This is a genomic window from Nocardiopsis sp. NPDC058789 (assembly GCF_042745575.1).
Taxonomy (GTDB): Bacteria; Actinomycetota; Actinomycetes; order Streptosporangiales; family Streptosporangiaceae; genus Nocardiopsis; species Nocardiopsis eucommiae.
The window spans coordinates 222744-241242 of record NZ_JBHYOW010000007.1 but is presented as its reverse complement, the minus strand read 5'-3'; the positions used below and the strand labels follow the sequence as shown (position 1 = coordinate 241242).

17 protein-coding genes are annotated in these 18499 nt (G+C 71.6%); 5 read left to right on the top strand and 12 right to left on the bottom strand.

Features of this window, described 5'->3' with window-relative positions; genetic code table 11:
• Positions 1–6 precede the first annotated feature (6 nt).
• Complete coding sequence (locus ACFW3L_RS12590; protein WP_378739509.1) at positions 7–1302, bottom strand: class I SAM-dependent RNA methyltransferase; 1296 nt, start codon at positions 1300–1302, stop codon at positions 7–9.
• 227 nt (positions 1303–1529) lie between these two features.
• Between ACFW3L_RS12590 and ACFW3L_RS12585 the strand changes: the two genes are divergently transcribed.
• Positions 1530–2216: a potassium channel family protein gene (locus ACFW3L_RS12585; protein WP_378739508.1), complete on the top strand. Its 687-nt coding sequence runs from the start codon at positions 1530–1532 to the stop codon at positions 2214–2216.
• A 1-nt stretch (position 2217) separates the two neighbouring features.
• The gene (locus ACFW3L_RS12580) at positions 2218–2916 is read left to right on the top strand and encodes a potassium channel family protein (protein ID WP_378739771.1); all 699 of its coding nucleotides are present in this window, start codon (positions 2218–2220) and stop codon (positions 2914–2916) included.
• A 34-nt stretch (positions 2917–2950) separates the two neighbouring features.
• Here ACFW3L_RS12580 and ACFW3L_RS12575 read toward each other — a convergent pair whose 3' ends face one another.
• Positions 2951–3697: a DUF3159 domain-containing protein gene (locus tag ACFW3L_RS12575; RefSeq protein ID WP_378739506.1), complete on the bottom strand. Its 747-nt coding sequence runs from the start codon at positions 3695–3697 to the stop codon at positions 2951–2953.
• Positions 3698–3934: 237 nt separating this feature from the next.
• On the opposite strand from ACFW3L_RS12575, the gene ACFW3L_RS12570 reads away from it, so the two are divergent.
• A complete protein-coding gene (locus ACFW3L_RS12570; protein ID WP_378739504.1) occupies positions 3935–5065 on the top strand; it encodes a serpin family protein in 1131 nt (376 codons plus the stop codon).
• A 12-nt stretch (positions 5066–5077) separates the two neighbouring features.
• Here ACFW3L_RS12570 and ACFW3L_RS12565 read toward each other — a convergent pair whose 3' ends face one another.
• The 5 genes from ACFW3L_RS12565 to valS all read right to left on the bottom strand — a co-directional run bounded on the left by ACFW3L_RS12565 (position 5078) and on the right by valS (position 11007).
• Entirely contained in the window at positions 5078–5869 is a 792-nt protein-coding gene (locus ACFW3L_RS12565; RefSeq protein WP_378739502.1) for an alpha/beta hydrolase, read from the bottom strand.
• Positions 5870–6151: 282 nt separating this feature from the next.
• A complete protein-coding gene (locus ACFW3L_RS12560; RefSeq protein ID WP_378739500.1) occupies positions 6152–6892 on the bottom strand; it encodes a PIG-L deacetylase family protein in 741 nt (246 codons plus the stop codon).
• Between the two features lie 65 nt (positions 6893–6957).
• Positions 6958–7782, bottom strand: a complete 825-nt coding sequence (locus ACFW3L_RS12555) for a DUF3710 domain-containing protein (RefSeq protein WP_378739497.1) — start codon at positions 7780–7782, stop codon at positions 6958–6960.
• Positions 7783–7842: 60 nt separating this feature from the next.
• Positions 7843–8319, bottom strand: a complete 477-nt coding sequence (dut, locus tag ACFW3L_RS12550; protein WP_378739494.1) for a dUTP diphosphatase — start codon at positions 8317–8319, stop codon at positions 7843–7845.
• A gap of 114 nt (positions 8320–8433) precedes the next feature.
• Positions 8434–11007, bottom strand: coding sequence for a valine--tRNA ligase (valS, locus tag ACFW3L_RS12545; RefSeq protein ID WP_378739491.1), 2574 nt, complete (start codon positions 11005–11007; stop codon positions 8434–8436).
• 186 nt (positions 11008–11193) lie between these two features.
• Here valS and ACFW3L_RS12540 point away from each other — a divergent pair, with 186 nt between their 5' ends.
• Positions 11194–11469 carry a DUF4235 domain-containing protein gene (locus ACFW3L_RS12540; RefSeq protein WP_378739488.1) on the top strand — a complete coding sequence of 92 codons (276 nt, stop codon included), beginning with the start codon at positions 11194–11196 and terminating at the stop codon, positions 11467–11469.
• Positions 11470–11655: 186 nt separating this feature from the next.
• Here the strand turns inward: ACFW3L_RS12540 and ACFW3L_RS12535 are convergent, their stop codons facing one another.
• The 3 genes from ACFW3L_RS12535 to ACFW3L_RS12525 all read right to left on the bottom strand — a co-directional run bounded on the left by ACFW3L_RS12535 (position 11656) and on the right by ACFW3L_RS12525 (position 14332).
• On the bottom strand, positions 11656–11952 hold the full coding sequence (locus ACFW3L_RS12535) for a DUF4193 domain-containing protein (RefSeq protein ID WP_013153901.1): 297 nt from the start codon (positions 11950–11952) through the stop codon (positions 11656–11658).
• A gap of 458 nt (positions 11953–12410) precedes the next feature.
• The gene (locus ACFW3L_RS12530) at positions 12411–13682 is read right to left on the bottom strand and encodes a sensor histidine kinase (RefSeq protein WP_378739485.1); all 1272 of its coding nucleotides are present in this window, start codon (positions 13680–13682) and stop codon (positions 12411–12413) included.
• Positions 13679–14332: a response regulator transcription factor gene (locus ACFW3L_RS12525; RefSeq protein ID WP_378739483.1), complete on the bottom strand. Its 654-nt coding sequence runs from the start codon at positions 14330–14332 to the stop codon at positions 13679–13681. Before ACFW3L_RS12525 ends, ACFW3L_RS12530 begins: the two co-directional genes overlap by 4 nt.
• Before the next feature lie 690 nt (positions 14333–15022).
• Between ACFW3L_RS12525 and ACFW3L_RS12520 the strand changes: the two genes are divergently transcribed.
• Positions 15023–15187 (top strand): hypothetical protein, encoded by a 165-nt coding sequence (locus tag ACFW3L_RS12520; protein ID WP_378739480.1) that lies wholly within the window; start codon positions 15023–15025, stop codon positions 15185–15187.
• A 147-nt stretch (positions 15188–15334) separates the two neighbouring features.
• Here ACFW3L_RS12520 and ACFW3L_RS12515 read toward each other — a convergent pair whose 3' ends face one another.
• A complete protein-coding gene (locus ACFW3L_RS12515; RefSeq protein ID WP_378739477.1) occupies positions 15335–16147 on the bottom strand; it encodes an inositol monophosphatase family protein in 813 nt (270 codons plus the stop codon).
• A gap of 203 nt (positions 16148–16350) precedes the next feature.
• Complete coding sequence (locus tag ACFW3L_RS12510) at positions 16351–18393, bottom strand: S9 family peptidase (RefSeq protein ID WP_378739475.1); 2043 nt, start codon at positions 18391–18393, stop codon at positions 16351–16353.
• Between the last annotated feature and the right edge of the window lie 106 nt (positions 18394–18499).

Genomic DNA, 18499 nt, shown 5'->3' with positions numbered 1-18499 from the left:
GGGAACCTAGGCCTGCTCGGCCTCGCGGTGACGGCGGGCCAGCTTCACCGGCTCCAGCACGGCCAGGCACTCCACGTGGTGGGTCATCGGGAAGGCGTCGAAGGCGCGCAGCCCCACCAGGCGGTAGCCGGAACGGTCGAACTCCGCGAGGTCGCGGGCCAGGGTGGCCGGGTCGCAGGAGACGTAGGCGATGCGGCGCGGCTTCATACCCGCCACCTTGCGCACGACCTCGGCACCGGCGCCCGCGCGCGGCGGGTCCAGCGCCACGACGTCGGCGCGCACGTCGGCCCACTCACGCATCTGCTTGGCCACGTCGTGGCGCTGGATCCGTACTTGCGGGAGGTCCTTGAGGTTGTACTGGGCGTCGCGGACGGCGTGCTCGCCGTTCTCCACGCCCATCACACGGCCCTCGACGCCGACGGCGTCGGCGAGGGCACCGGTGAACAGGCCCGCGCCGCAGTACAGGTCCAGGGCGGTCTCGCCCTCACGCGGCTCCAGACCGTCCAGGACGGCGGCGCTCAGGGTCTCCGCGGCGGCGGGGTGGACCTGCCAGAAACCCCCGGCCCCCACCCGGTACTCACGTCCGGCCACGTCCTCGCGCACGCCCTTGCGGCCGCGCACCGACTGCACCCGGCCGCCCCTGAACCGGCGGAGCACAGCGCTGGAGGCCTTGAGTTCGGGCAGCACGCCGAGCTTGGCGGTGGTCGGGGTGACCACGACGGCACGGTCGGCGCGGGTGGCGGAGGCGACCGCCTCGACGTCCTTGACGCCCTCCCACTTGACCTCGGTGACGCCGAGCTCGCTGACGCCGGGGTGGGCGATCAGGCACCGGTCGACCGGCTCGATGTCGTGGGAGCGGTGGCGGCGCAGACCGGCGTGGCCGTCCTCGTCCACCGAGAACCGCACGCGGGTGCGCCAGCCCAGACCGTCCGGGGTTCCGGGCAGCTCCTCGACCTCCACGTCGAGGTCGATCCCGGCGATCCGGCTCAGCTGGTCGGACACGACCTTGGCCTTCATCCGGCGCTGGGACTCCAGTGTGGCGTGCTGCCAGTCGCAGCCGCCGCACATGCCGGGGCCGGAGAACACGCAGGGCGCCTCGACCCGGTCCGGGGAGGCCGTGAGGACCTCGATGGCCTCGCCGCGCAGGAAGCGCGTGGTCTGCTCGGTGACGCGGACCCGCACGCGCTCGCCCGGCAGGGCGTGGCGGACGAAGACGACCTGGTCGTCAAGGCGGCCCACACACCATCCGCCGTGGGCGACGTCGTCCACTGTCAGTTCGATCTCGTTGCCCACACGGGTCATGGCTGTGTCCTTCGCTGGTCGGGTCGTGTTACGGGTGACCCTGCGCGCACAGCCACCAACCGACCCCAATCTACCGGCCCCGGGGCACCACACGCGCTGGTGCGGACACGGCGGGGGCGGGGTGGACACGCGGACGGGGTCCTCGTGTGCCAAGGTGGAACCGTCGGGGCGCGTGGGTCTGTCCGTGCCCCGGGGGCGGACGACCAACCGACGGGAGTGCGGACGAGGTGCACATCGTGATCATGGGGTGCGGCCGCGTGGGGTCCACGCTGGCACACACCCTGGTGGACCTGGGCCACTCGGTGGCGGTGATCGACCAGGACCCCGAGGCGTTCCGTCGGCTCCGTTCCTCCGTGGCCAAACACGCGGTACGCGGCGCGGGCCACGACCGGGAGGTCCTGCTCAGCGCCGGTATCGACCGGGCGGAGGCCTTCGCGGCCGTCAGCAACGGCGACAACTCCAACATCATCGCGGCCCGGGTGGCCCGCGAGGCCTTCGGGGTCGGCAACGTCGTGGCCCGGATCTACGACCCCCGCCGCGCGGAGGTCTACCAGCGTCTGGGCATCCCGACGGTGGCGACCGTGCGCTGGACGGCCGACGCCATCCTCCGCCGCGTGGTGCCCGGGGACGACCGGCCCGGCGCGGCACCCGAGTGGCAGGACGCCTCGGGCAGCCTGACCATGAACGAACTCACCCCGCCGGAGCGCTGGGTGGGACGGAGCGTCACCGAACTGGAGGACGACTTCCGCCTGCGGGTGGTCTACCTGGTCCGGCGGGGGCGCATCGCCCTGGCCCGTTCCGAGGAGACCATCGCGGAGGGCGACGTGCTGCACGTGGTGGGGCACAGCCGGGACATGGCCGACCTGACCCAGCGGTTGGGCGGACGGCGCGAGGACGAGACGGGGCGTGAGTGAGATGCGGATCGCCATCGCGGGAGCCGGGAGCGTGGGCCGCTCCATCGCCACGGAGCTGGCGGGCAACGGCCACGACGTCCTGCTGATCGACCGGGACACCCGGGCCATCGGCGTGGACGACCTCCCCCAGGTGGAGTGGCTGCTGGCCGACGCCTGTGAACTGGCCACCCTGGAGGACGCCCGGCTGGGCGACTTCGACGTGGTCATCGCGGCCAGCAGCGACGACAAGGTGAACCTCGTCTTCTCCCTGCTGGCCAAGACCGAGTTCGCGGTCGACCAGGTCATCGCCCGGATCAACGACCCGGCCTACGAGTGGCTCTTCAACGACTCCTGGGGGGTGGACCTGGCGGTCTCCCCGCCGCGTCTGATCGCGGACCTGGTCGAGGGAGTGACCGACGAGGAGGACTACGCGGAGGAGGGCACCCGACCCCCGCTGCCCGGCGCCGAGATCGCGGAGTCGGTGCTGCACGCGGCGAGCCCCTTCGCGGACCGGCCCGAGAGCGACCTCACCGCCGAACTGCCCGACGGCGTGGCCCTGGTCGCCGTGGTGGGTCCGGGCGGGGTGCGACCGCCCGCGCCGGAGCGGACCCTCTCCGTGGGCAACACGGTGGTGTTCCTGGCCGAACCGGAGGCGCTGGGCCCCCTGGAGGAGCTGCTGGAGCGGGTGGAGGACACCGAGGAGACCGCGCCCGAGGCCTGAGCCCGGTCGCGGCGGGTGTCCTTCGCGGGTCCCCTCAGCGGTCCTCGGGGGTGTCGGCGGCCTCGGCCCGCTCCAGGGGGGTGCGTCCGCGCGCCAGGACCCACACCATGCCCGCGAAGGCCGCCACCTGGAGCGGCCAGCCCATGGCCACCTTGGACAGACCCAGCAGGGCGAAGGTGTTGGCCCAGTCGTTGGTCTCGGCCAGCCAGAGCGGGTACTGGACCAGCACCCGGATGACGCAGGGCAGCACCAGCAGCCAGGTCAGCCGGGAGGCGAGCGTGACCACGGCCGGGTCGTTGCGCCAGGAGGTGAAGTCCTCCTTGTTCCCGATGAACGGGCCGATCATGAGGCCGATCACCGGCCAGCGGACCAGGACCGACAGGCTCAGCACCACGGCGTAGACCGCGTTGTAGATGATCCCGGGCAGGAAGGCGTCCTCGGCGTTCCCGCTGCGCATCGCGAAGACCGCCGCCAGGCCGATGCCGAAGAGGCTGGTGAACACGTACTGCAACGAGGAGCGCCGCACGAGCCGGAGCACGCCCAGGAGCAGGGCCGCCCCGACCCCCAGGATGATCGACAGCCGCAGGTCCTCGCTCACGATGTAGGAGATCGTGAAGGTCAGAGTGGGGATGGCCGTCTCGACCATGCCGCGCTTTCCGCCCAGGGCCTCGGCGAGCTTGGTCCGGACCAGCGCCTCGACCGTTCGCTCGGTGACGGCGGGCTTCTCCCCCGCCTCGTCGGCCTGGGCCGCCTCCTCGGAGGCCCGCTGCTGCTCAGTCATCCCGCTCCGCTCCGGTGTCGCCGTGCGGCCTGTTCGGCCGCCAGCCATGATGCACCACCCTATGCGACCCGTCACAGCCGGGGAGCGGCGTTCCGGCCGACCGACCACCCTCTGGGTCCGGTCTTGCCCTCCTTTGTCAGGTGATGCGGCGTGCCCCTTCTCACCACGGTGGCTGGCCCCGGGGCGGCGTCCTTCCGTACGCTGGCGGCCCACCCGCTCTCGTGAGGAGTCGTCCCGATGACCACCCGGCAGGAAGCACCCGACGAGGAGCACCTCCGCTTCGCCCTCGCGCTCGACCCCGAACTGGTCGAGGAGGGGAGCTCACACGTGTGGTCCCCGTACTCGGTCGGCGCCGTGCTCGGCCTGCTGGCCACCGGCGCGGGCGGCGACACCCTCAAGGAGCTGGTGGACCTGGTCGCCCCGGACGGCGGCGATCCCCGGGGGCACCTGGAGACGCTGAACACCGCCGTCGAGGCCGCCGACGGGCTGGACCTGGCCACGCTCAACGGCCTGTACGTCCCGGCCGACCTCGCGCTGCGCGCCGAGTTCGAGGAGCGGGTCGCGGCCCAGTCCGACGCGGAGGTGGACCGGGTCGACTTCCGTGGTGACGCGGAGGGGGTGCGCGCCCGGGTCAACGGCCGGGTCTCCGAGGTCACGCGGGGGCTGGTCCCCGAGCTGCTCGCCCCCGGAACCGTCCACCCCGACGTCCGTATGCTCCTCGTCAACGCCCTGTGGGTGAAGCTGCTGTGGGCGGAGCCCTTCGATCCCTCCGACACGCGGGACCGCGACTTCCACGCCCCGGACCGCACCCACCGGGTTCCGACCATGCGGCGCACGGGATCCCTGGTCCACTCCGAGCACGGCGGACTGCGGATGGTCACCCTGGAGGGCGAGCACGGCCTGGCCCTGGACGTGATCGTCCCCGACTCCCCCGGGGCCGCGCACGCACCGACACCGTCGCTCACGCCGCAGGTCCTGCGCGGACTGTACCGGGCGCGCCGACAGGAGCGGGTGAGCCTGGCGCTGCCGCGCTTCGAGGTCCAAACGGACGCCGCACTGCTCGAACCGCTGGCCGCCACCCCCGCTCACGTGCGCACCCTGGCCACGGACCGCGCCGACTTCGGCGGTATCAGCGAGGAGCCCCTGAAGGTCGACGCCATCGTGCACCAGGCGGTGCTGCGTGTGGACGAGAAGGGCGCCGAGGGGGCCGCGGCGACCGCCGCCGTCATGCTGATGTCGGCCGCGGTCCCGCCGCCTCCCCGGGAGTTCGTCGTGGACCAGCCCTTCGTCTTCGTGCTGCGCCGCCGGGGCGCGGTCCTGTTCACCGGCCGGATCACCGACCCCGTGGACCCGGGCCCGGCCGCGTGAACGCCCCGGGGCTCAGTCCCTCAGGAGGAAGGCGGCGGTGACCTCGGCCAGGGCCTCGTGCGCCTGTGCGTCGGTCAGCTCCGGTTCCGCGTCCCCGGACTGCGCCCCGTAGGCGCCGAACTGGGCGTGGTTCATACCCTCGATCACCTCCGCGTCGGCGTCACCGGGCAGGTGGGGTCTGCGCTCCGCGACCTCCGACGGGGACAGGATCCCGTCCCGTCCCCCGGCCACCGACAGCACGGCGAGGTCGTCGCGGTCGGCCAGGTCGGCGCCCTCGGGGGCGTAGGAGGCCCACAGCACCAGCCCCGCCCACGGGACGTCGCCGTCGCCGGAGCCGACGTGCTGCGCGGCGAAGGCCCCGCCCATGGAGTGCCCGCCCAGGTACCACTCGGAGACCTCCGGGGCGGCGCCGACCACCGACTCGCCACGGGCGGAGTCGAGCAGGGCCAGGTTGAGGCGCAGGTCCGGCACGATCACCGTGACCCTGGTCCTGGCCACCACCGGTGCCCAGGAGGCCGCGTACGCGTCGGCCTCCACCCGGGCGCCGGGGTAGAAGACGACCCCCGTTCCCGAGGGGTGCTCGGCGGGGGTGATCAGGACGCCGTCGGAGCCGCGCTCGACGACGACGGCCGGGTCACGCTCGGCCAGGGCCAGGGGTTCCGGCTCGGCCCGGTAGGGGTTGAGGGCCCAGACGACGAAGGCCGTGGCGGCCGCCAGCACCAGTGTGGTGCACACGGCCAGCGTCCACACCAGGACGCGAACGGTCCGGCGCCCACGCCGGCCCGCCGTACTGCCATCGGTCATGTCCGACCCTTCTCCATGTGTGGCCCTGACGGGCCCGGGGATGTCATCGCGGCGGGGGGGGCGACGAGCCGCGCCGGTCAGGCCCCGGTGTCGACCGGGCGCCTCGCCTGGCCGCACCGTATCGCCAGGTCCGGGGTGGTCCCGCGCCGGGTCCCCTCGCCGGGCCACCACGAGTCCGCGAAGCACCGACGCGTCCAGCAGACCGCGCCCGGATCCGGGTCCGGGTCCGGCGAACACGGGTTCCCGGACGGTGCGGTCTCAGCGGGGGCGCGTCAGCCCGGGTCAGGTCTCGAAGACCTCGAACGAGGTGGCCAGCGGTACCCCGGCCCACGCACCGGAGCGCACGGCGCCCTCTCTCAGGAAGGTGCGCTGGTCGAAGCCGTCCAGGTTGGCCAGGTACACCTCGTGCGCGTCCAGGGAGGCGATTCCGGCGGCCAGATCGTCCTCGCCCAGTTCGACGAAGTGGGTGGCCTCCGGGGCGGCGCCGAAGGCCACGAACCGCACGCCCCGCCAGGGCTCCAGTCCCTCCGCGAGCTGCTCGGTGAACACCCACCGGTTGTCGGCGTCGCGGACCGCGTCCAGCAGGGCGGGGCCCAGCACCCGGTGGTCGGCGTGGTTGAACCCGCTTCCCCCGGCGAAGTGCTCACGGAAGTTGAGGGAGATGATCACGTCGGGCCGGTGCCTGCGGATCGCCCCGGCCAGGGCCCGGCGCAACGGCAGACCGTACTCCAGCGTGCCGTCCGGGAAGTCCAGGAACTCCACGGTGGACGCGCCGACGGCCGCCGCCGAGGCACGCTGCTCGGCCATCCGCAGGGGCGCGCAGGCCGCCGGGTCCAGGGAGTCGATACCGGCCTCGCCCTGGGTCACCAGCAGCTCGACGACCTCCTTGCCGCGCACGGTCCACCGGTGGATCGCCGAGGAGACACCGAACTCCAGGTCGTCCGGGTGGGCCACCACCGCCAACGCCCGTCCCCAGTCCTCGGGAAGCGGCCGGGGAGCGCTGTTCTTCGTTGTCTGAGCCATACGGCCCACACTACGGAACGGCGCACCCCCGGACACGGTTGTCCACAGGCCGATCGCGCGAGGACTCAGGAACCGGTGGGCGGTCCGCTCGCCGATCCGTTGGGGGAACTGCCCGCGTTGCCGTGCTGGGCCGCCTGCTGGGCGGACCGCTGCTGCGCGGCGGCCGCCATCTGCGCCTGGATCTTCTTGGGCACCGTGATCTGCAACAGCTCGTTCGGCGGCACCGGCTGCTCGCCGCGCACCACCACGATGTTGGCGAAGACCTGCTCGATCTCGGACATCACCTCGGGCTTGCTGGCGCCCTCGCCCCGGATCACGCCGCGCAGCACCCAGCGCGGACCGTCCACACCGATGAAGCGCACCCGCTGGCCGAGCTGCCTGCCGTCCTCGGTCTTCTTCCCCTTGATGGGGATGACCGCCTGGAGCTCGGGACCGAAGGTGCCGTCGTGGTCCTCCGCCTTGCCGCCCTGCTTGGTGACCTGCTCGCGCAGCTCCTCACGCATCTCGTCCCACAGCCCGGACGACTTCGGCGCGGCGAAGGGCTGCACCTGGAGCGCGGTCTTGCCGCGCACCAGGGTGACCCCGATGATCTTCTGCTTGTTCTGCTTGTCCTGGGCGACGTTCACCTGGATCTCGGTGCCCTGCTCCATCGGCAGGAGCATGCTGCCCAGGTCCATCCGATCAGCCTCGGGGGCGTCCTCGGTGGAGTCCCACGGCCCGGTCCGCCGGTACTGGTCGGCGTCCTTGGCGGGCTGCTCGGAGGCGCGCACCGGCTCGATCTCGTTGTCGAAGGAGACCGCGCCCGCGGCGCCCCGCCGCTGCGGCTGGGCCTCCGTCTCCGCAGCTCTCTCGGTCTCTTTGTCCCGCTTCTTGCGGCGGCGTCCAAACACGCCTTCACCTCTCCGCTTCTTCCGTAGGTCCCGGGATCACACCGGGGAGTCAGGGGACGTTCACCGCTGCGCGGCGTGGCCCCCGGTCGAACCGAAACCACCCGCACCGCGCACCGAGTCGGGGAGCGCGTCCGCCTCGACGAACTCCGCCCGCTCCACGCGCTGGATCACCATCTGCGCGATCCGGTCGCCGCGCGCGATCGTGACCGGGGTGTCGGTGTCGGTGTTGAGCAGGGTCACCCTGATCTCCCCCCGGTACCCGGCGTCGACGGTTCCCGGGGCGTTGACGACCGTGACCCCGTGGCGGGCGGCCAGCCCGGACCTGGGGTGCACGAAGGCCGCGAAGCCGTCGGGCAGGGCGATGGCCAGACCGGTGGGGACGGTGGCGCGGTGTCCGGGGTCGAGCCGGACGTCGACGGCGGCGTACAGGTCCGCGCCCGCGTCACCCGGGTGGGCGTACGTGGGCAGCGGGAGGCCGGGGTCCAGGCGACGGACCGCGATGGTCAACGGACCGGCTTCCAGGGATGAGGTACTCACATTCGCCGAGCCTATCGCTCCCGGGGCTCTGCCTTGGTGTCCAGCGTGCCGGAACGACGGGGGCGGGCCCGAATCGTGTTCGGACCCGCCCCGGGGTGTCGTCACCGGTGTCGGCTACTCGGTGGTCTCGGCCAGGGTCACCTCGACGCTGAGCTCACCGTCGTCGGTGGTCTCGAAGTCGATCCCGGCCGCGCGACCGGCGGCGGCGATGTCGCCGGAGGCAGCGCGGGCGGACTCCGCCTGCTTGCCGGAGACGCGGACGAGGTCGACCTCGGCGCGCATCGACAGCTTGGCCTCCGACTTGGCCTTGCGGACCGCGCGCAGCACCTCGGCGGTGGCGGCCAGGACGGCCGGGTCGCCACCGGCGGCCGCGTCGCGGTACTCGGCGGCGTCGGGCCAGCTCTGGGCGTGCACCGAGCCCTCCTGCCACCAGCTCCAGACCTCGTCGGTGACGAAGGGGACGAAGGGGGCGAACAGTCGGTGCAGGGCACCCAGGGCGATGAGCAGAGCGGCGCGGGCGGAGGCACCCTCGGTGGACCCGGTGTCGTAGGCGCGGGTCTTGACGAGCTCCAGGTAGTCGTCGCAGAAGTCCCAGAAGAAGCGTTCGGTCCGCTCCAGGGCCCGGGTGTGGTCGTAGGAGCGGAAGGCCGTCGTGGCCTCCTCCACCACGTCGGCCAGCGCGGCCAGCATGGCCCGGTCCAGGGGTTCGGTGACCTGGGCCGGGTCGGTGGTGGCGTGCTCACCGGCGACCGACATGACGAACTTGCTGGCGTTGAGGATCTTGATGGAGAGTCGGCGGCCGACCTTCATCTGGCCCTCGTCCAGGGCGGTGTCGGTGCCCAGGCGACCGCTGGCCGCCCAGTACCGGACCGCGTCGGAGCTGTACTTCTCCAGGAGGGCCACCGGGGTGACGACGTTGCCCTTGGACTTGGACATCTTCTTGCGGTCCGGGTCCAGGATCCAGCCGGAGATGCCGGTGGTGTTCCAGGGCAGGCTGCCGTTCTCGAAGTGGGCGCGGACCACGGTGGAGAACAGCCAGGTGCGGATGATGTCCTGGCCCTGCGGGCGGAAGTCCATCGGGAAGACCCGCTCGAACAGGTCCTGGTCGCGTTCCCAGCCGGAGGCGATCTGCGGGGAGAGCGAGGAGGTCGCCCAGGTGTCCATGACGTCCGGGTCGCCCATGAACCCGTTGGCCCGACCGCGCTGCTCCTCGGTGTACCCGGCGGGCGTCTGGGAGCTGGGGTCGACGGGCAGCTGGTCCTCGGAGGGCAGCAGCGGAGCGTCGTAGTCCGGGTTGCCGTCCGCGTCCAGCGGATACCAGACCGGGAACGGGACGCCGAAGAAGCGCTGGCGGCTGATCAGCCAGTCGCCGTTGAGGCCCTCGACCCAGTTCTCGTAGCGCTGGCGCATGTGCTCGGGGTGCCAGGTGAGCTCACGGCCGCGCTCGATCAGCTGGGCGCGCACCTCCTCGTCCCGGCCTCCGTTGCGGATGTACCACTGGCGGGTGGTGACGATCTCGAGGGGCTTGTCGCCCTTCTCGTAGAACTTGACCGGGTGGGTGATGGGCTTGGGGTCTCCGACGAGGTCGCCGCTCTCCCTGAGCAGTTCGACGGTGCGCTCGCGCGCGGTGTGGACCGTGGCCCCGGCGAGCCTGGCGTAGGCCTCGCGTGCGGCGTCGGACTCGATGCCCTTGGGCGGGTCCGCGATGACGCGGCCGTCCCAGCCGATGATGGGACGGGTCTCCAGCTGGAGCTCGCGCCACCAGGTGACGTCGGTGGTGTCACCGAAGGTGCAGATCATCGCGATGCCGGACCCCTTCTCGGGGTCGGCGAGGTGGTGCGCCCGCACCGGGACCTCGACCCCGAAGACCGGGGTGGTCACGGTGGTGCCGAACAGGTCCGCGTACCGCTCGTCGTCGGGGTGGGCGACCAGGGCGACACAGGCGGCCAGCAGCTCGGGGCGGGTGGTCTCGATGTGGACCGGGGTGCCGTCCGGCTTGTGGAAGGCGACCTTGTGGTAGGCGCTGGGACGCTCGCGGTCCTCCAGCTCCGCCTGGGCGACGGCCGTGCGGAAGGTGACGTCCCACAGGGTGGGCGCCTCCGACATGTAGGCCTCACCCCGGGCCAGGTTGCGCAGGAAGGCGCGCTGGGCGGCGGCACGGGAGTTGTCGTCGATGGTGGCGTAGGTGTGCCGCCAGTCGACGCTCAGGCCCAGACGGCGCCAGATGGCCTCGAAGACCTTCTCGTCCTCGACCGTGAGGATGTCGCACAGTTCGATGAAGTTGCGGCGGGAGATGGGGATCTGCCGCTTGGGGTCGGGCTTCTGCGGCGGCTGGAAGTCCGGGTCGTAGGGGACCGAGGGGTCACAGCGGACACCGTAGTAGTTCTGCACGCGGCGTTCGGTGGGCAGGCCGTTGTCGTCCCAGCCCATCGGGTAGAAGACGGCCTTGCCGTTCATCCGCTGGAAGCGCGCGACGGTGTCGGTGTGCGTGTAGGAGAACACGTGCCCGATGTGCAGCGAACCCGAGACCGTGGGCGGCGGCGTGTCGATCGAGTAGACGTCCTCGCGGCCGCGGGTCCGGTCGAAGTGGTAGACGCCGGACTCATCCCATACGTCCACCCACTTCGCCTCGATACCGTCCAGCGAAGGCTTGTCGGGCATGCGGAAGGAATGAGAGCGGTTGGTCATGCGGGCAATATTAGCCCTCCGCGCGCCCTGGTCGCTCCCGCTTTCCCGTCCCTGGCAGGGACGACGGGACGGCCGCGGCGGTGGCCACCGCTGCGGCGGGAGGGCCCAGCGTGAAAGGATTCCCCCAGCGGACGTCGCGCGTCCGCGCGCACCATCGTACGCACTAGGGAACGGTGAACGATTCACATGGCAAAGAAGGACGGTGAGGTCGCGCCGGTCATCATCGGCATGGTCGCGGGTTTCGCGGCCGAGTTCGTCACACGCAAGGCCCTGACCTTCGCGTGGACGCGCGCCACCGGTGAGGAGCCGCCCACGGACCTGGAGTCCCCGGACGTCAGCCTCGGGCGTGCCCTCAGCTGGGCCGTGGTGGCGGGTGTGGGCGTCGAGGTGGCCAGAGTGCTGGCCGTCCGCGCCGCCCGCAAGCAGATGGTGGGCTCCGGCGGGCGGGACCTGGAGGTCTGAGCCCCGCCCGGCCGGGCATCTCGCGACGACGGTGGACGGCCCACCACATGGGTCCAACCCACGTGCGGTCGGCCGTCCACCGTCGTTCTGCGAGCCACCGTCCGACGGTCGAGCGGTCCTGGGCCCGTACTCCTCAGCGTCCTCGGATACCGTGGAGTGTCGTTCCAGGAACCGTCGCCGTCAGTGTCAGGCGCACTCCTTGCAGACCAGCTGACCGGCGCGCTGCTCTGCGAGCTGACTGCGGTGGTGCACCAGGAAGCAGCGCGAGCAGGTGAACTCGTCGGCCTGACGGGGAAGCACGCGCACGGCGAGCTCCTCGCCGGACAGGTCGGCGCCCGGCAGTTCCATGCCCTCGGCCACCTCGTCGGGGTCGACGTCGATGGTACCGGTGCCCTTGTCCACGCGCCGCGCCTGCAGCTCCTGGAGGCTGTCCTCGTTGATGTCCTCGTCAGTCTTGCGCGGGCTGTCGTAGTCGGTCGCCATCTCTGCTAACTCCATCCCCCTCGTTTAGTGCCTCGTCGCGCGGGTGTAACGCTTGAGAGACCTTAGTTGTGCCCGAATCGGCCGACGAGTTTTCCGGTGTCGTCCGACCGTGCCCCCTCCCGGGTCACAGTCCACAGGTCAGCAGCACTTCGACGGGATCGTGACCGGAGGCGGCCAAGGTTGAGTGGCCCCTCACGGGTCGTTCCCTGCGGTACTACCCGACACCGGGTGTCTCGTAGACCCGAAAACACGCTTGCGCCCACATGCCGGACCAGCCTGGAGCACTCCCCCGAGTACGGGCGAAAACCCAGACATGCCCACGTCAGGAGGGATTCCCTCCGTGTCCACGCCCGGGGAAGCATACCCACCGCAGGTCGACACTCGTGACAGGGGTGGGCGTGTCTTCGGACACGTATAGATACCACGAAGCGCAGCGGTACGCAGCTTGGCCCCCACCCCTAGCGACGTTCGGTGTTCTCCGTCCCGTTACCCGAAGGCACGGGCAGGCACACCGTGACGACCAGACCGCCGCCCGCGCGCGGCCACGCGGTCACCACGCCCGCGTGCGCGCGTACCACCGAACGGACGATGGACAGGCCCAGACCGGCGCTGCGCCCCGAACCCACCCGGTCGCCGGAACCGCGACGGAAGGGTTCGAACAGGCCCTCGATCTCGTAGGCGGGGATGACCTTGCCCGAGTTCTCCACCTGGACGGCGGGCATCCCCTCGTACATGCCGCTGCGGACCGTGATCTCGCCTTCGTCGACGTTGTACTTGAGGGCGTTCTCGACCAGGTTGGCCACGAGGCGTTCCAGCAGCACGGGGTCCCCGACCACCGGGGCGGGGCGCAGGTCCTGGCGCAGCGAGAGCCCTGACTCGTCGATGGAGCCGGAGAGCTGGCTGAGGACGGTCCCGGCGACCTCGCTCAGGTCGACCCTGGCCTTGGACTCCAGCTCGCGGTCGCTCTTGGCGAGGAACAGCAGGCCGTCGATGAGGCGTTCGTGTCGGGCGTTGGTCTCCAGGAGGGTCTGTCCGACGGTCTTGAGGTCCGGTGAGACGTCCGGGGCGCTCAGCGCCACCTCCAGGAGGGTGCGGTTGATCGCCAGGGGCGTACGCAGCTCGTGGGAGGCGTTGGCGACGAACCGGCGCTGCCCGTCGAAGGCCCGGTCGAGGCGTTCCAGCATGCCGTCGAAGGTGTCCGCGAGCTCGCGGATCTCGTCGTCGGGCCCGGACAGGGCGATGCGCTCGTGCAGGGAGCGTTCGGAGAGCCTGCGGGCGATGCGGGTGATCTTCTGGAGGGGGGAGAGCGCGCGGCCCGCCACGGCGTATCCCAGGGCCACGGCGAGCAGGCCCACGAGGAACAGGGCGAGCAGGGAGAACCGGGTGACGTGGGTGAGGACCTGCTCGATGTAGTGGCTGTTCTCGATCAGCTCCGCCGGGCTCTCCTCGGCCAGGAGCGCGTTGAGCAGGACCGCGACGACCAGGTAGTTGACCAGGACCAGCAGGGAGCCCGCCGCGAAGAACAGCATCCCGTAGATGAGTGTGAGGCGGGCGCGCAGGCTGAGGTTGTCGGTGAAGCGGTGGACCGTGGCGTGCACGGTCGTGTGAGCGGAGGAGCGTTCGGCGCCGTCCCCGCTCGGGGCGACGGAGTTCAGGCTGCGCCAGGTCCCGGTGTCTCCGGGACGCGTGGGTTCGACCTGTCCGGGTTCCGGCCGCTCCCCCGGTCTCACAACCGGTACCCCGCCCCCGGGACGGTCTGGATGACGGGTGGGTCACCGAGTTTCTTGCGCAGGGTCATGACGGTGACCCGCACGACGTTGGTGAACGGGTCGGCGTTCTCGTCCCAGGCCTTCTCCAGCAGGCCTTCGGCGCTGACCACGGTTCCCTGGGCGCGCATGAGCACCTGGAGGACGGCGAACTCCTTGGGGGTGAGCGAGACCTCCCGGCCGTCGCGGTGCACCAGGTGGTTGGCCGGGTCCAGGCTGATGCCGCCCCGCTCCAGCACCGGCGGCAGCGGGGGCGCGGAGCGCCGTCCCAGCGCGTGCACGCGGGCGATGAGTTCGGCGAAGGCGAAGGGTTTGGCCAGGTAGTCGTCGGCTCCGAGGGTGAGCCCCTCGACCTTGTCCTCGACACCGTCGGAGGCGGTCAGCATCAGAATGCGGCCGTTGTAGCTGTCGGTGACCAGGGAGCGCGCGACGTCGTCTCCGTGCGTGCCGGGGAGGTCACGGTCCAGGACGACCACGTCGTAGTCGTTGACCGAGGTGTACTCCAGGGCGGTGTCGCCGTCGTAGACGACGTCCACGGCCATGGACTCCCTTCGCAGTCCGACCGCGACGGCGTCGGCCAGGACCCGTTCGTCTTCGACCACGAGTACGCGCAAGGTAGTCCTTCTGGAGCTTCGGTGTCGGGAAACAAAAAGGGGGCCGCTGCCGGCGCATCCCCCAACACACCGGCAGCGGCGTTCTTGGTCCCGGCCGCGTCAACCGTTCTTTCACAGTGGAGGTAAGGAGACGGTAAACCCTCGGGTTTCCTCGGTCCCCTCGCCCCCGTGTGGCACGGGCGCTGGGCCGGGAGCCTCGCGGCTCCCCCTGCTGTGCACGGGGCGGCCGCCGCCGGCGAATCCCCCAACCGTCGGCGACGGCTCAACCCCGCACATCTCAAATCTGACACATCAAGAATAAGAAACAAGTAAGCACAAGGCCTGCTCGGGAAATGTGTCTTGTGACACTCTTTGTCGCGGCTTGACCGGGAGCGGCGCGGGCCCGCGGCCGCTCTCGGACGTCCGCCGCCGCGCCCCGCCCGAGGAGCGCACTTCCATCTTACGGAAACGTCCCCTCGTCCGCCGGGGAATCACGGATCCGTCACACGCGGGGGGTGGGGGTTTGACCTGGATCACAGTGCGGTAGAGGTAGGAGACGCGCGCGTGGACACCGGGCACCGCCCCGGACCGCGACGGGCACGCATGTCACAGGGTCGTGACGTCTTCGATTCGTGCGCACGCGCAGGCGTGCGCATACGGATTACGCCGGGGCACCACCCTGCCCCGGTGCCTACCCCTGGAAGAGGTGCAATGGGCGAGTTCATGGCGGAGATCAAGGTCCGTATCAACGAGACCTACCGGTCGCTCGAATCGGCGAGGGACGCCGGGGACGAGTTCCTCGCCGACACCCATGCGTCGGAGCTGGAGGATCTCTACCGCATCGCGGCCCGCAACGGCGTCGACGCCCACTCCTGAACGGAGCGGCGGACGTCGCCCCCGCCCCCGACGGGGCCGGGGCAGGCTACGTCGGGGCGGGGCGCGCCACCTCCTCGTGAGGGGTCGCGACCCCGTCTCCCCCGCGCCCCGGATGCCACCGGCACCCGGGGCGTTCCCGTGTCCGGGTCAGCCGTCGGTGTCGGCACCGAGCGGCGCCAGGAGGGCGTCCAGCCGCTCGTAGAGGCCGGGGCGGGCGGCGATCACCAGGTCGTTGCTGGGCGGCCCCCCGTGCGCTCCGCCCACACGCAGACCGGCCTCGCTCGCGACCAGCCCGGGCGCGGCCCAGTCCCACAGGTGGAGTCCGCGTTCGTAGTAGGCGTTGTAGCGCCCGGTGGCCAGGCCGGTGATGTCGACCGCCGCGGAGCCGACCCGGCGGATGTCGCGGATGTGCGGGATCACCTCGGTGAGCACCCTGGCCTGCTGGAGGCGGCGTTCGGGGAGGTAGCCGAAGCCCGTGGCGACCAGCGCCCGGTCCAGCGGAACCGCCTCGGGGGCACGCAGCTCGCGGCCGTCGAGCCGGGACCCGCCGCCCAGGACGGCGTCGAACATCTGCCCGTGCACGGGGAGGTGGACGGCGGCGGCGACGACCACGCCGTCGATCTCCGCCGCGACGGCGACGCCCCAGTCCGGGCTCCCGTACAGGTAGTTGACGGTGCCGTCGATGGGGTCGACGACCCAGCGCACGCCGCTGGTCCCCTCTACTCCTCCGCCCTCCTCACCGAGGACCGCGTCCTGCGGTCGGGCCTCGAGCAACCGGTCCCGGACCAGGTCCTCGGTGGCGCGGTCCATCTCGGTGACGACGTCGGTGGGGCTGGACTTGGTGTCCAGGACGGTGATGCCCTCCTGCCCCTTGGCCGCGAGCTCTCCGGCCTCGGCCGCGACAGCGACGGCGAGGTCCCGCAGCTTCTCCGGATCGTGGGGGGACTGGATGGTGGTCACGGGTGCCCTTCCGCTCGTGGCCCCCGGGTCCGTCGTGCCCGGAGCGTCCGCACCCGAACTCTATGCGGCGCCCCCGCACCCGCCGGAGACGGCGGGTGCGGGGGCCGTGAACGACGAGGGAGGGCCCCGCCCGGTGTGAGCGGGGCCCTCCCGGGGCCGCGTCCGTGCGGCTCGGGCGCCGGGGGTGTGTCCCCCCGGGCCGCCTAGAGCAGCTCGGGTCTGATCCACTCCTTGCCGTGGACGTGGTGGTCCAGGAACGCGAAGATCGTCTCGTACCAGACCTGCGCGTTGCCCGGGGTGAGGATCCAGTGGTTCTCGTCCGGGAAGTACAGGAACTTGGCGTCGACCTCGTGCAGGAGGAGGTCGCGCCACAGGCGCAGCCCCTCACCGATCGGCACCCGGTAGTCCTTGTCACCGTGGATGACCAGCATCGGCGTACGAATCCTGTCCGCGTGCAGGTGCGGCGAGTTCAGCTGGTAGCGCTCCGGCTGGGCGAGCGGCGTGCCGAACTCGCTCTCCCAGACCGGCGGGTAGTCGGTGGTACCGCTGAACCCGTCCAGCTGCCACAGGGAGGCGTGCGAGACGATCGCCTTGAACCGGTCGGTGTGCCCGGCGATCCAGTTGGCCATGTACCCGCCGAACGAGCCGCCCATCATGGCGGTGCGCTCGGCGTCGATGTCCTCACGGGCCTCGGCGGCGTCGGTGATGGCCATGACGTCGGCGTGCGTGCGCGGGCCCCACTGGCCCCACGCGCGGCGGAGCATGTCCTGGCCGTATCCGGTGGACAGCGCGGGGTCCGGGAGCAGGACCGCGTAGCCGCGGGCCGCCAGGATCCACGGGTTCCAGCGCCAGGACCAGCCGTTGAAGCTCATGTAGGGGCCGCCGTGCACCCACAGCATGAGCGGGGCGGGCGACTCGGCGGAGGCCTCCTCGGGCAGCACCAGCCAGGAACGGATGCGGGTGCCGTCGTCGGCGGTGGTCTCGATCTCGGTGAGGGTGCCCGGCATGGTCAACTCGGAGCCGGGGGTGCGCAGGTACGCGGGCTGGCCGTCGGTCGCGGCCGCGTCCAGGCGGACCGGGGTGGGCGGGGCGTCCCAGGCGTCGCGGAGGGCGAAGACGTGGCGTCCGTCCGGGGACGGGTTCAGGGCGCTGTAGGCGCCGTGGTCGCCGGTGATCCGGGTGAGTTCTCCGGTGGCCGCGTCCAGGCGGAAGACCGGGCGTCGACCGTTCTGGTCCGCGACGAGGAAGACGGTGCGGGAGTCGGCCGACCAGGCGTAGTCCCGGGGCCAGAGCTCGTGTTCGGGCAGCAGGTCGCGGCCCTCGCCGGTGGCGAGGTCGGTGATCCACAGGGTGGCGTCGCGGGGCTCGCCGTCGTAGGTGCCCTCGGTGCTGGCATGCGTCAGGACCCGGGTACCGTCCGGCGAGACCAGGGGGCCGCCGAACTCGTACTCCGAGTCGGGGCCGCCGGCGACGGTGCGGCGCTCGCCGGAGGCCGTGTCGATGGCGACGACCTCGTCCCGACGGGCACCGCCCGAGGTGGGCACGGACCAGCCGGTGAGCAGAGTGGAGCCGTCCGGGGTCAGTTCGGGTGCGGAGCCGAGCAGGGACAGCCCGGCGTCGGAGGTGAGGTCGCGGGGCTCACCGAGGCGGGCGTCGTCGTCCTCGGGCGGGGTGGCCGTGAAGACGCGGGGGTGGTCGGGGCCGATGTCGCTGTCCCAGGAGCGGACCGGGAGCGCCTCGTGGAGGATCGCGGTGATCCCGGCCTCCTCACGGGCCTTCCTGGCCTCGGCGTCGGCTTCGGCGTCCTCGGAGCGGGGCAGGAGGTTGCTGCTGAAGGCGACCAGTCCGGAGTCACGGGCGACGGTGAAGGCGCCGACGCCGCCGGGCCGGGAGGCGACCTGGCGGGCCTCGCCGCCGTTGGCGGGCAGCAGCCACAGCGCCGACCTGGGCTTGTCCTCGGCCTTCGCCTCGGGGTCGACCCTGCCGGTGGTGAAGAGCACCGAGCCGTCGGGGAGGAACTCGACGTTGGACTCGCCCTTGGTGGAGCGGGTCAGGCGTCGGGGTGCGCTCCCGCCCTCGGACTCGGGGGCGACGTCGATCTCCCACAGGGCGCTGCGGAAGGACTTGGCGTCAGGGGCGATGTCGCTGACGGGTGCGACGAGGCGGGTGCCGTCCGGGGACAGGCGCAGCCCGTTCACGCGACGCAGGCGGACGTATTCTGGAAGTTCATACCAGGAACGAACCAAGACAGTTACTCCCGAAAAGGTCGACTTGTGGTCTGAGCCGACCCTACCGTTCCCGGTGACCTGAATCACCCCACTTCAGAGGTGGTCAACATTGTTGACGGAGGGG

Excerpts from the sequence above, each read along its gene's own strand:
- valS (WP_378739491.1), bottom strand. The coding sequence starts at position 11,007 with ATGACCAACCGCTCTCATTCCTTCCGCATGCCCGACAAGCCTTCGCTG.
- ACFW3L_RS12535 (WP_013153901.1), bottom strand. The coding sequence starts at position 11,952 with ATGGCGACCGACTACGACAGCCCGCGCAAGACTGACGAGGACATCAAC.
- ACFW3L_RS12565 (WP_378739502.1), bottom strand. The coding sequence starts at position 5,869 with ATGACCGATGGCAGTACGGCGGGCCGGCGTGGGCGCCGGACCGTTCGC.
- ACFW3L_RS12590 (WP_378739509.1), bottom strand. The coding sequence starts at position 1,302 with ATGACCCGTGTGGGCAACGAGATCGAACTGACAGTGGACGACGTCGCC.
- ACFW3L_RS12570 (WP_378739504.1), top strand. The coding sequence starts at position 3,935 with ATGACCACCCGGCAGGAAGCACCCGACGAGGAGCACCTCCGCTTCGCC.
- ACFW3L_RS12540 (WP_378739488.1), top strand. The coding sequence starts at position 11,194 with ATGGCAAAGAAGGACGGTGAGGTCGCGCCGGTCATCATCGGCATGGTC.
- ACFW3L_RS12520 (WP_378739480.1), top strand. The coding sequence starts at position 15,023 with ATGGGCGAGTTCATGGCGGAGATCAAGGTCCGTATCAACGAGACCTAC.
- ACFW3L_RS12580 (WP_378739771.1), top strand. The coding sequence starts at position 2,218 with ATGCGGATCGCCATCGCGGGAGCCGGGAGCGTGGGCCGCTCCATCGCC.
- ACFW3L_RS12575 (WP_378739506.1), bottom strand. The coding sequence starts at position 3,697 with ATGACTGAGCAGCAGCGGGCCTCCGAGGAGGCGGCCCAGGCCGACGAG.
- ACFW3L_RS12560 (WP_378739500.1), bottom strand. The coding sequence starts at position 6,892 with ATGGCTCAGACAACGAAGAACAGCGCTCCCCGGCCGCTTCCCGAGGAC.